Source organism: Citrobacter sp. TBCP-5362, assembly GCF_005406305.1.
In the GTDB taxonomy this organism is placed as follows: Bacteria; Pseudomonadota; Gammaproteobacteria; order Enterobacterales; family Enterobacteriaceae; genus Citrobacter_B; species Citrobacter_B koseri.
In genome coordinates, this window is the sequence record NZ_CP040234.1 from 4,527,658 (window position 1) to 4,540,279 (window position 12,622).

The following is a 12,622-nucleotide window of genomic DNA, read 5'->3' on the forward strand; positions in this document are numbered from 1 at the left end:
CGTTACCTCTGCTGACCTAAAAACGCCTCTATCTCTTCACGCCACGGAACAGAAGGTTGCGCACCTTTGCGTGTCACCGCAATCGCAGCAGCGGCATGGGCAAAGCGAATGGCCTCCGGCAGCGGCGTCTCTTCCAGTAAGGCGGTAACTAACGCACCATTAAAAGTATCCCCGGCGGCTATCGTATCAACGGCGTTCACTTTAAACCCCGGCACACGACGGCCTTCGCCCTTCACGCTGGCCCACACGCCGCGGCTGCCTAACGTAATCAGTACGGTATGAATGCCTTTATCATGCAGCACCTGCGCTGCTTTAGCGGCATCTTCATCACTTTCGACGCGAATTCCCGTGAGCTTTTCCGCTTCGGTTTCATTTGGCGTAATGATGTCCACCAGCGCCAGCAGCTCATCAGACAGTTCACGCGCCGGAGCCGGGTTAAGCGCAACGGTAGTGTTGTTCTGATGCGCAATTTTTGCCGCCGCCAGCACGCTTTCAATCGGCGACTCGAGCTGCATCAATAGCGCAGAAGCCCCGGCGATACGCTCGCGTTGCGCTTCCACCAGCGCTGGCGACAATGCGGCATTGGCGCCAGCATGAATGCCGATGACATTTTCCCCTTCGCCATTAACAAAAATCAGCGCGACTCCGGTAGATTCCCCGTTAATCACGCTGACCGGAGCAATATCAATGTTATCGCTAGCTAACTGTTTACGCACGCTCTCGCCAATATCGTCATCGCCAGTACAGGCAATAAACGCGATATTTGCGCCGCTGCGCCCTGCGGCCACCGCCTGATTCGCGCCTTTACCGCCGAATGCCACCTGATATTGGGTGCCCGTTACGGTTTCGCCTGGCGCAGGAAAAGATTCGAGGTTGAGGATGTGATCGGCATTAATACTGCCAAGGACGACAAGGTTGCCTGCGGTTTTCATGTTCGGGATGTCCAGTAAAGTGCGCCACCGGGTTAGGGTGGCGCGTGCCCTGCTTTTCTTTTTACGCTTTCATCTTCAAACAACTCTCTGAGGATGGCGTATTTATGTCGCCATCAGACCGCGAACGGCCTGAGCCGTTATTACTGCTTGATGACAAGTTTCAGGTCAACCGGATATTTGGCCTGAACTTTCTCGCCTTTCAGTACTTTATCAGCGGTTTCAACGCCTTTAGCGCCAATCTGATCCGGCAACTGAGCGATAGTCGCAGCCAGTTTGCCATCATTTACCGCCTTCTCGCCATCCGGCGTACCATCAAATCCAACCACCATCACATCAGATTTACCTGCGGTTTGCAGAGCGCGCAGCGCACCCAGCGCCATTTCGTCGTTCTGTGCGAATACCGCCTGCACATCAGGATGCGCAGTCAGCAGGTTCTGCATGACGTTCAGACCTTTGGTGCGGTCAAAGTCAGCAGGCTGGCTGGCCAGTACATTAAATTTGTGTGCCGCAACGGCCTGCTGGAAGCCTTCGCCACGCTCACGCGCTGCGGATGTTCCGGCGATGCCTTGCAGTTCAATCACTTTCGCGCCTTCACCTGCTTTCTTCGCGATGTAATCACCGGCGATTTTGCCGCCCAGCACGTTATCGGAAGCAATGTGGCTGACAACGTCGCCTTTGGTTGCCTGGCGATCAAGGGTGATAACCGGAATCTTCGCCTGGTTAGCCATCTTAACCGCGTTGCCTACCGCGTCGGAATCGGTTGGGTTGATCAGCAGAATTTTAGTGCCGCGAACGGTTAAATCCTGAACGTTAGCCAGCTCTTTCGCCGGGTTGTTCTGGGAGTCCAGCACGACCAGGTTATAGCCCAGTTTATCCGCTTCTTTCTGCGCCCCCTCTTTCAGGGTGACAAAGAACGGGTTGTTGAGCGTGGAGATCACCAGAGCAATGGTGTCTTTCGCCATCGCATTCGCGCTCACGGTGGCGCTCAGCGCAACAGCAGAAACCAGGGTAGCCAGTTTTTTCATGTTCATATTTAAGATGTCCTGTAGTCGTTGTTACTGCTTTTTGTTGTCTACCAGTACCGCCAGCAAAATCACCACCGCTTTGACGATCATCTGGTAATAGGAGGAAACACCTAACAAATTCAAACCATTATTAAGGAAACCGAGAATCAATGCGCCGATCAATGTCCCAACAATGCGCCCTTTACCGCCCGCCAGGCTGGTGCCGCCTAACACAACCGCTGCGATGGCATCCAGCTCATAACCCGTACCCGCCGTTGGCTGCGCGGAGGAAAGACGAGCCACTTCGATGATGCCCGCCAGCGAGGCCAGCAGACCACAAAGCGAATAGACGATGATTTTGACTTTACTGACGCTGATACCCGACAGACGCGTTGCCGCTTCGTTGCCGCCCAGCGCATAGATATAGCGACCCAGGCGAGTATGATGCAGCATGTACCACGCCGCCAGGAAGACGATGCCCATAATCCAGACCGGCGTCGGAACGCCCAGCGGGCGGCCAATCCCGAACCAGCCGAAGAGATCGGCGTTATCCGTAAAGCCGGTATTCACCGGGCTTCCGTTGGTGTACACCATCGTGACGCCGCGCAGCAGAAGCATCATCACCAGCGTGGCGATAAACGCCTGCACGCGACCTTTTGCCACGATCACGCCGGTCACCGCGCCAATGGCGGCGCCTAACGCCAGCGCCGCCGCAACGGCCACCAGCGCATTCACTTCAATCCCTACAATTGAAGCGGCAACCGCGCCGGTAAGCGCCAGCAGGGAACCAACGGACAGATCGATGCCTGACGTCAGGATAACCAGCGTCATCCCAACGGCCATGATGGCGTTGACGGACGTTTGCTGGAGAATGTTAAACAGGTTATTAACGGTAAAAAAGTTGGGACTCATGGTAGAAACAATCGCGATCAGCACCAGCAGAGCGATGAGCGATTTCTGCTCCATCAGCCACGCTTTAGTGAAATAACGGCGACCAGAAACAGCCTGGATAGTCATCTTTTTTACTCCTGATTCACGCGATTAAGCTTGCCCACAGCGGCAGCCATTAACACTTCCTGGGTGGCCTGCTCGCGAGTGAATTCACCGCCGAGATGCCCTTCATGCATGACGATAATGCGATCGCTCATACCCAATACTTCTGGCATCTCAGATGAGACCAGAATGATGCTCAGACCATCGGCCTTAAACTGGTTGATAAGCTGATAAATTTCTTTTTTCGCGCCAACGTCCACACCGCGGGTTGGCTCATCGAGGATCAGCACTTTGGGGCGGGTCATCAGTCCACGCGCAATGGCGACTTTCTGCTGATTGCCGCCAGAGAGCAACCCGATAGCCTGCTCCATCGACGGCGTTTTCACATTGAACAGACGGATAAAGTCACTCACCGCCTGCTGTTCATCTTTATGTTTCAGGTTGCCGCCAGCGCGGCTGAAATAACGCAGCGCGGTGAGCGACATATTCTCTTTTACCGACATGCCGAGCACTAAGCCGTCGCGTTTACGGTCTTCAGAGATATAAACAATACCGTTAGCCAGGCCATCCTGCGGTGAACGGGTAATCACTTCATGCCCGTCGAGCGTGACGTAACCGCTGGTGCGCGGCAGCGCGCCGTACAGCACTTTCATCAGTTCCGTACGCCCGGCGCCCATCAAACCGGAGATCCCCAGAATTTCCCCTTTGCGCAGAGTAAAGGAGACATTATTAACCCCGGGACCGCACAGGTTATCGACTTTCAGGCGTACCTCGCCTGGCGCTTTATCCAGACGCGGGTACTGATCTTCAAGCTTACGTCCGACCATCATTTCAATCAGCGAATCTTCGGTCAGCGATGCCACTTCACGCTCGGCAATAAACTGCCCGTCGCGGAAAACCGTCACGTCATCGCAAATTTCGAAGATCTCTTTCATGCGGTGGGAGATATAGACAATGCCGCGTCCCTGCGATTTCAACTCGCGGATGACGCGGAACAGCGATTCCGTTTCGGTATCAGTGAGCGCATCCGTGGGTTCATCCATAATGATGACTCGGGATTCGAAGCTCAGTACCTTGGCGATTTCGACCATCTGCTGATCGCCGATAGAGAGTTCGCCCACCAGCCTGTCGCTTTTGAAGCGCAGATTGAGTCTGGCAAGCAGAACATCCGCTTCGGCATACATCTTTTTCCAGTCGATTTTGCCAAAGCGATTTACAAACTCACGCCCCAGAAAGATATTCTCGGCAATCGTGAGCTGCGGGATCAGGTTCAGTTCCTGGTGAATGATGCCGATCCCGGCTTCCTGCGAGGATTTTGGGCCATTGAAGGTCGTTTCTTTACCCAGCCACAATAACGATCCCGCATCACGGGTATAGATACCGGTCAGGACTTTCATCATGGTGGATTTGCCCGCGCCATTTTCGCCCACCAGCGCCATTACGCGGCCTGGATAGACATTTAACGCGGCGCCAGATAGCGCTTTCACGCCCGGGAACGCTTTATCGATCCCTTTGAGTTGCAGTAATGCGTCCATGATGGCCTCAGAACGTGACGCCGGCACAGAGAATAATATTCGCATACGGGGAGCACTCCCCGCTGCGAATCACCGCCTGACTGTCTGCGGTTAGTTTTTTAAAATGTTCATGCGTGGTGTAACGAATTTCTATGGTGTTTCCCTGGTGTTGTTGCAGTTGCTCAATATGGCTGAGCAACGTTTCGTGGAGTTGCGGATTATGTTCTTTGATTTCCGTCGCGAGAATAGCCGCCTCAACCTGCATTTCATGGGTCACGACATCCAGTACCTGCATAAAAGAAGGTACGCCCTGGGTTAACGCCATATCGATACGCGTTGTACTGGATGGAACAGGTAAACCTGCGTCACACACTACCAGCGTATCAGTATGCCCCAGACGGGAGATGACCGATGAAATATCAGAATTAAGTACCGCGCCTTTCTTCATTTTCTTTCCCCACTAGCGAAACGTTTCGCTGGTAATAAGTTTACTCCCGGAAGTGAGCAGAAAACCATCATGACGTAACGGAATTGTGATCGGGGTCGAAACGTTTCGCTAAGTGAAATGCGGCGGGGGATAATTGCCCGGCGGCGCTACGCCGCCCGGCATTTTAAAAGGCTTAAATCTCGACCTGCGTTCCCAGTTCGATAACCCGGTTTGGCGGGATTTCAAACTGATCCGGCGCACGCAGCGCATTACGCTGCAACAGCAGATAGAGTTTGCCGCGCAGACGCAAATACCACGGACGTTTGCCGAGGATCAGCGATTCATGCGACATAAAGAAAGAGGTTTCCATCATCCGGCAGCTCAGCCCTTCCAGCCCGCAGCGGTGGAACACTTCCTCAACGTTCGGCGTTTCGCGCCAACCGTAGCTGGCCACCACGCGCCAGAAGGTTGGCGACAGTTGCTCAATCTGCACCCGGCGAACATTGTGTACGTATGGCGCGTCTTCCGTGCGTAGCGTCAGCAGAATCACGCGTTCATGCAGCACCTTGTTGTGCTTGAGGTTATGCAGCAACGCAAACGGAATGACGTTCAGCGCGCGGGACATATACACCGCCGTACCGGGGACGCGTACCGGAGGCGATTTCTCCAGCGAGGCGATCAGGGCTTCCAGGGAGTTACCGTGCTCATGCATACGACGCAGCAGACGGAAACGCTCGCTCTTCCAGGTCGTCATAATGATGAACATCACGATCCCCAGCGTCAGCGGCAACCAGCCGCCCGACAGCAGCTTGTCGAGGTTTGCCGAGAACAGCGGAACATCAACGCACAAGAACGCCACCAGAATCAGCGCGACAAAATACTTATTCCAGTGCCAGTTTTTACGCGCCACGGTGGTAGAAAGAATCGAGGTCAGCACCATCGTACCGGTAACGGCAATACCGTATGCCGCCGCCAGGTTGCTGGAACGCTCAAAGCTGACAATAACAATAACCACCGCAAAATAGAGCATCCAGTTCACGAACGGAATATAGATCTGCCCGGACTCCATTTCGGAGGTGTGGATAATGCGCATGGGCGATAAATATCCCAGCCGCACCGCCTGGCGCGTCAGCGAGAAGACGCCGGAAATCACCGCCTGAGAGGCGATAACCGTCGCCAGCGCGGCAAGAATCAGTAGCGGGATCAGCGCCCACTCCGGCGCCAGCAGGAAGAACGGGTTCTTAATCGCTTCCGGGTGTTTGAGCAGCAATGCGCCCTGACCAAAGTAGTTTAACGTTAATGAAGGAAGAACAACCGAGAACCAGGCCAGACGAATCGGCAGCTTGCCGAAATGCCCCATATCCGCATACAGCGCCTCAACCCCGGTAATCGAAAGCACCACGGCGCCCAGCGCAATAAACGACACCGTTTTGTACTCAAGGAAGAATTTCGCCGCCCACATGGGATTGAGGGCATGAAGCACATCCGGGTTAGCGATGATACTGCGCAGGCCGAGTCCGGCCAGAATCAAAAACCACGTCAGCATAATCGGCGCAAACAGCTTACCGACCATCCCCGTCCCGTGTTTCTGAATCATAAACAGCAGAGTAAGCACAATAATAGAAAGCGGGACGACCCAGGTATCCAGTTCCGGCGCCACAATTTCCAGACCTTCAATAGCCGACATGACTGAGATCGCGGGTGTAATCACCACTTCGCCGTAGAAGAAGCTACCGCCAATTAACCCCATAATGACCAGCGTGGACGTCATTCTCGCCGATGTATTACGCCCGGCTAGCGACATTAAGGTCAGAATCCCGCCCTCGCCGGCGTTATCTGCGCGCATGACAAAAGTCAGATACTTGATGGAAACAACAAAGATCAGCAGCCAGAAAATCAGCGACAGAAAGCCAAATACGGCATCACGTTCAACACCAAAACCAAACTGACCGGACAAGCATTCACGAAGTGTATAAAGTGGGCTGGTACCAATATCACCATAGACAACCCCAATCGCTGCGAGAGTGATCGCAGACAATGATTGTTTATTATCAGTGCTCATAGACTCGTCTTTCGTTTATACATGGCATCTTTCAAACGACAAGGCTCCCGGGGATCCACTCCTTTGCCACCTTGATGCAGTTTGAATGATTTAGTGTATATATATGAAATGTGTGCGTAGTCCCTTGGCCCACAAAAAAGGCGCACAGTATGCACGATTAATCGCAAAATCGTACCCCTAATCGACGTCAGATTAACCTGGCGCAAAGAAAAAGAAACGATGCTTCAGTCTATTATTGCTTCGTGGCGAAACGTCTATACTCGCTGTTAACATGATACATCTGGCGGAAGGACGCCACCTTATTATGGCTCACCCACATTTATTAGCGGAAAGAATTTCCCGTCTGAGCAGCGCCCTGGAAAAGGGACTTTATGAACGTAGCCACGCCATTCGCCTTTGCCTGCTGGCAGCGTTGAGCGGTGAGAGCGTCTTTTTACTTGGCCCGCCAGGCATTGCCAAAAGCCTGATAGCCCGTCGTCTGAAGTTCGCCTTTCAGCACGCCCGCGCCTTTGAGTATCTGATGACGCGTTTTTCCACGCCCGAGGAGGTTTTTGGTCCTCTCTCCATTCAGGCGCTAAAAGATGAAGGTCGCTATGAGCGTCTGACCACGGGTTATCTTCCTGAAGCGGAAATCGTCTTTCTGGATGAGATCTGGAAAGCGGGCCCGGCAATCCTGAACACTCTGCTGACCGCCATTAACGAACGCCATTTCCGTAACGGCGCGCACGAAGAAAAAATTCCGATGCGCCTGCTGGTGGCGGCCTCAAACGAGCTTCCCGAAGCAGACAGCAGTCTGGAGGCGTTATACGACCGTATGCTCATTCGTCTGTGGCTGGATAAAGTACAGGATAAGGCGAATTTCCGCTCCATGCTGGTAAGCCAGCAGGACGAAAGCGACAACCCGGTGCCAGCCTCATTACAGGTGACTGATGAAGAGTATTATCAGTGGCAGAAGGATATTTCCGCCATTACGCTGCCCGATCATGTATTTGAACTGATTTTCACGCTGCGCCAGCAGCTTGATGCGCTGCCGGACGCCCCCTATGTTTCCGACCGTCGCTGGAAAAAAGCCATTCGTCTGTTACAGGCCAGCGCGTTCTTTAGCGGACGCGACGCCGTTGCGCCAATCGATCTTATCCTGCTGAAAGATTGCCTGTGGTATGACGCGCAAAGCCTGAATCTGATGCAGCAACAGCTTGAAATATTGATGACCGGGCACGCCTGGCAGCAACAGGCAATGCTGACGCGCCTCGGCGGCATTGTGCAACGTCGCCTTCAGTTGCAACAACAGCAAAGCGATAAAACAGCCTTTACCGTTGTTCGTCAGGGAGGAATGTTCAGCCGCCGTCCCCATTACGATCTGCCGCCAGAGGCGAGCGCGCCAGTGCTAACCTTGCTTTTGCAACAACCGCTTAAACTGCATGATATGGAAGTCATTCATATCGCTTTTGAACGCAGCGCCCTTGAGCAGTGGCTGGCAAAAGGCGGAGAGATCCGCGGCAAACTCAACGGGATCGGTTTTGCCCAGACGCTGAATATGGAAGTTGATAGCGCTCAGCATCTGGTGGTGCGCGACGTCAGCCTACAGGGCAGCCGTCTGGCGCTACCGGGCAGTTCAGAAGAGGGAATGCCCGGCGAAATCAAACAGCAGCTTGAGGCGCTGGACAGCGAATGGCACCAGCAGCACAGCCGGTTCAGCGAACAGCAAAAATGTCTGTTTATCCATAGCGACTGGTTAGGTCGTATTGAAGCCAGCCTACAGGATGTTGGTGCGCAGATCCGCCAGGCGCAGCAATGCTGACACTGGACACGCTGAATGTCATGCTGGCGGTCAGTGAAGAGAGGATTATCGAAGAGATTATCCTCACTTTGCTGGCCTCCCCGCAGCTGGCTATCTTCTTCGAGAAATTCCCCCGATTAAAGAGAGCCATTTCCGACGATCTTCCCCGCTGGCGCGAAGCGCTGCGCAGCCGTCTTAAAGACGCGCGCGTGCCGCCGGAACTCACGGAAGAGGTGATGTGCTATCAACAAAGCCAGCTTCTTGGAACAACGCAGTTTATTGTGCAATTGCCGCAGATATTAGCGTTGCTGCACCGGCTACATTCGCCCTATGCCGGGCAAGCCCAGCAACTGGTGGACAGTAACGCCACTTTTACGCCAGCGCTGCACACGCTTTTTCTGCAACGCTGGCGTTTAAGCCTGATCGTGCAAACCACGGCCTTAAATCACCAGTTGCTGGAAGAGGAGCGCGAGCAATTGCTGAGTGAAGTGCAGGAACGCATGACGCTCAGCGGGCAACTGGAGCCGGTCCTGGCGGAAAATGACCATGCAGCCGGCCGCCTGTGGGACATGAGCGCAGGGCAGCTCAAACGCGGCGATTATCAGCTGATCGTAAAATATGGCGACTTCCTGGCAGAACAACCCGAACTGAAACGCCTGGCGGAACAGTTAGGCCGCTCCCGGGAAGCCAAATCGGTGCCGCGCAAAGATGCGCCGATGGAGACGTTTCGTACGCTGGTGCGCGAACCGGCGACCGTTCCAGAACAGGTTGACGGCATTCAGCAAAGCGACGACATTCTGCGCCTGCTGCCGCCTGAACTGGCAACGCTCGGCATTACCGAACTGGAATATGAATTCTACCGACGGCTGGTGGAAAAACAGCTGCTCACGTACCGTCTGCACGGCGAAGCGTGGCGTGAGAAAGTGACTGAGCGCCCGGTCGTTCATCAGGATTTTGACGAACAGCCGCGCGGGCCATTCATTGTTTGCGTGGACACCTCCGGCTCAATGGGCGGATTTAACGAGCAGTGCGCGAAAGCCTTTTGCCTGGCGCTGATGCGCGTCGCGCTGGCGGATAACCGTCGCTGCTTCATCATGCTGTTTTCCACAGAGGTCGTACGCTATGAACTGTCTGGCCCAGAAGGCATCGAGCAGGCCATCCGCTTTTTGAGCCAGCGCTTTCGCGGCGGCACGGATATCGCCAGCTGTTTTCGCGCCATTATTGAACGGATGCAGGGGCGAGAGTGGTTTGATGCGGATGCGGTAGTCATTTCAGATTTTATCGCCCAGCGCTTACCTGACGATGTTGTGAATAAAGTAGGGGAGTTACAGCGGGTACACCAGCACCGTTTTCATGCAGTGGCGATGTCGGCACATGGCAAACCCGGCATCATGCGCATTTTCGACCATATCTGGCGCTTTGATACCGGGATGCGAAGCCGCCTGCTACGACGCTGGCGGCGTTAGATAATTACAGCAGGGAAGCGACGCTTTCACGAACCTGCGCAGGCCACACGCCGCACTGAACCTGACCAATGTGCGGCAGTTGCAGCAACAGCATCGTCAGGCGAGACTGACCAATACCGCCGCCGATCGTTTGCGGCATCTCGCCGCGCAGCAGCGCCTGGTGCCACTCCAGACTCAGGCGATCTTCATCTCCGGTCAGAGCAAGCTGGCGTTTCAGCGCATCGGCGTCGACACGGATCCCCATTGAGGAAAGCTCAAACGCATCTTCCAGTACCGGGTTCCAGACCAGGATATCGCCGTTCAGACCAGCATGGCCCAGATCAGAAGCAGAGCTCCAGTCATCATAATCCGGCGCACGCACGTCGTGACGTTTACCGTCACTCAGTTTCCCGCCGATACCGACCAGGAAAACGGCGCCAAGCTCTTTCGCGATCGCGCGTTCGCGCCCTTTCGCATCCAGATCCGGGTAACGTGCCAGCAGCTCCTGGCTGTGAACAAAGTGGATCTGCTCCGGCAGGAACGGCGCCAGACCAAATTCTTTGCTTACCGCGGCTTCGGTTGCCTTAATGCCTTCCCAGATAGCCTCTACCGTGCTTTTCAGGGTGGCGAATTGACGCTCACCGTCGCCCATAACGCGTTCCCAGTCCCACTGGTCGACATAGACGGAGTGGAGCGGGGAGAGGCGGTCTTCGTCAGGGCGAAGGGCTTTCATGTGCGTGTACAGCCCTTCACCCGCGCTGAAGTCGTGTTGTCCCAGCGTCTGGCGTTTCCACTTTGCCAGTGAATGCACCACTTCAAACTGGGCATCCGGCAACGCTTTCACTTTTACCTGTACCGCTTTTTCACAGCCCGACAAGTTATCCTGCGTGCCATCTCCTACGCGGCTAAGGATCGGCGCCTGAACTTCAATCAGACCCAGACGCTCCTCCAGTTGACGAGAGAAGTGAGATTTCACGAAGCTAATTTGACGTTGTTTGGCGATGTAAGCGGTTTTCATTTTGTATACTCCTGCGTCCTGTTGCCTATGATTAAGCAACAGATTGAGGGTGATATTCAATAATCCACAAACAAAAAGCCGACTTCACTTTTGATTCGATAAAATAAGACGCTAAAATAGAGTGAATCACTAATCTACATAAGAAAAACCTATGGAAAATTATCAGATCGACAATCTGGATCGCGGCATCCTGGAAGCGTTAATGGCAAATGCGCGTACGGCATACGCTGAACTGGCCAAACAATTTAGCGTCAGCCCGGGGACGATTCACGTTCGCGTAGAAAAAATGAAGCAGGCGGGGATCATTACCGGCGCGCGGATTGACGTCAGTCCAAAACAGCTCGGATACGACGTCTGCTGCTTTATCGGCATTATTTTAAAAAGCGCGAAAGACTACCCATCCGCGCTGGCGAAGCTCGAAAGCCTGGACGAAGTGACCGAAGCGTATTACACCACCGGCCACTACAGCATCTTTATTAAGGTTATGTGTCGATCCATCGACGCCCTGCAACAGGTACTTATCAACAAGATCCAAACAATTGATGAAATTCAGTCCACCGAGACATTGATCTCCCTGCAAAACCCGATCATGCGTACTATCCGGCCGTGATCGGCTTTTTTAATCCCACATTTTTCCACAGGTAGATCCCAGCTCGCTCACAGCGTACAATAGCCCCTCTTTATAAGGATGGGCTCGTATGGCAGACATTACTCTTATCAGCGGCAGCACCCTTGGCGGTGCCGAATATGTTGCAGAACATCTGGCTGAAAAGCTGGAAGATGCAGGTTTTTCAACCGAAACCTTGCACGGTCCGCTATTAGAGGATCTGTCAGCGTCAGGAACCTGGCTGATTATCAGCTCCACGCATGGCGCGGGCGATATCCCGGATAACCTTGCTCCTTTCTATGAAGCGCTTCAGTCGCAGAACCCCGATCTTTCTCAGGTTCGTTTCGGCGCCATCGGCATCGGAAGTCGTGAATATGACACATTCTGCGGCGCCATCGATAAAATAGAGGCCGCGCTCAAGACATCAGGCGCAAAATCGCTCGGGGAAACCCTCAAGATCAACATCCTTGAACACGATATTCCTGAAGATCCGGCAGAGGTTTGGCTGGGATCCTGGATTAATTTACTCAAAATAGTGTAAAGATCGTGCGATCGAGTGTGGATAACTCTGGTAAGAAGCTTGGATCAACCAGTAGTTATCCAAAGAACAACCGGTGTTCAGTTTTTGAGTTGTGCATAACCCTTCATTCTGATCCCAGCTTATACGGGCCAGGATCACCGATCATTCACAGCTAATGATCCTCAACAACTTGTTGATCTTATTCAGCGGATCCTGGTTATCCACAGACAATCGCGATCCTAATAAGAGATCACAATAAAACAGATCTCTAAATAAAAAGATCTTCTTTTTAATACCCAGGATCCCGGGACTTTCTCCAG

General features: G+C 53.7%; 11 protein-coding genes. 4 read left to right on the forward strand and 7 right to left on the reverse strand.

What is annotated here, in order from left to right:
* Positions 1-2: 2 nt before the first annotated feature.
* The 6 genes from rbsK to kup form a co-directional block, all read right to left on the reverse strand.
* A complete protein-coding gene (rbsK, locus tag FD428_RS21490; RefSeq protein WP_049010850.1) occupies positions 3-932 on the reverse strand; it encodes a ribokinase in 930 nt (309 codons plus the stop codon).
* Between the two features lie 140 nt (positions 933-1,072).
* On the reverse strand, positions 1,073-1,963 hold the full coding sequence (gene rbsB / locus FD428_RS21495; protein WP_012131108.1) for a ribose ABC transporter substrate-binding protein RbsB: 891 nt from the start codon (positions 1,961-1,963) through the stop codon (positions 1,073-1,075).
* 24 nt (positions 1,964-1,987) lie between these two features.
* Positions 1,988-2,953 carry a ribose ABC transporter permease gene (gene rbsC / locus FD428_RS21500; protein ID WP_012131107.1) on the reverse strand — a complete coding sequence of 322 codons (966 nt, stop codon included), beginning with the start codon at positions 2,951-2,953 and terminating at the stop codon, positions 1,988-1,990.
* A gap of 5 nt (positions 2,954-2,958) precedes the next feature.
* Positions 2,959-4,464 (reverse strand): ribose ABC transporter ATP-binding protein RbsA, encoded by a 1,506-nt coding sequence (gene rbsA, locus FD428_RS21505; protein ID WP_012131106.1) that lies wholly within the window; start codon positions 4,462-4,464, stop codon positions 2,959-2,961.
* Between the two features lie 7 nt (positions 4,465-4,471).
* A complete protein-coding gene (gene rbsD, locus FD428_RS21510) occupies positions 4,472-4,891 on the reverse strand; it encodes a D-ribose pyranase (protein ID WP_047460068.1) in 420 nt (139 codons plus the stop codon).
* Between the two features lie 172 nt (positions 4,892-5,063).
* Positions 5,064-6,932 (reverse strand): low affinity potassium transporter Kup, encoded by a 1,869-nt coding sequence (kup, locus tag FD428_RS21515; protein ID WP_012131104.1) that lies wholly within the window; start codon positions 6,930-6,932, stop codon positions 5,064-5,066.
* Positions 6,933-7,236: 304 nt separating this feature from the next.
* On the opposite strand from kup, the gene ravA reads away from it, so the two are divergent.
* Positions 7,237-8,733 (forward strand): ATPase RavA, encoded by a 1,497-nt coding sequence (gene ravA / locus FD428_RS21520; RefSeq protein ID WP_024130087.1) that lies wholly within the window; start codon positions 7,237-7,239, stop codon positions 8,731-8,733.
* On the forward strand, positions 8,727-10,178 hold the full coding sequence (gene viaA / locus FD428_RS21525) for an ATPase RavA stimulator ViaA (protein WP_114848148.1): 1,452 nt from the start codon (positions 8,727-8,729) through the stop codon (positions 10,176-10,178). The genes ravA and viaA overlap by 7 nt, the downstream gene beginning before the upstream one ends.
* 4 nt (positions 10,179-10,182) lie before the next feature.
* On the opposite strand, the gene asnA is transcribed toward viaA, so the two are convergent.
* A complete protein-coding gene (gene asnA, locus FD428_RS21530; RefSeq protein ID WP_024130086.1) occupies positions 10,183-11,175 on the reverse strand; it encodes an aspartate--ammonia ligase in 993 nt (330 codons plus the stop codon).
* A gap of 151 nt (positions 11,176-11,326) precedes the next feature.
* Here asnA and asnC point away from each other — a divergent pair, with 151 nt between their 5' ends.
* Both asnC and mioC read left to right on the forward strand, forming a co-directional pair.
* Entirely contained in the window at positions 11,327-11,785 is a 459-nt protein-coding gene (gene asnC, locus FD428_RS21535; RefSeq protein WP_012131100.1) for a transcriptional regulator AsnC, read from the forward strand.
* Positions 11,786-11,873: 88 nt separating this feature from the next.
* A complete protein-coding gene (gene mioC, locus FD428_RS21540) occupies positions 11,874-12,323 on the forward strand; it encodes an FMN-binding protein MioC (protein ID WP_114848147.1) in 450 nt (149 codons plus the stop codon).
* Positions 12,324-12,622 lie beyond the last annotated feature (299 nt).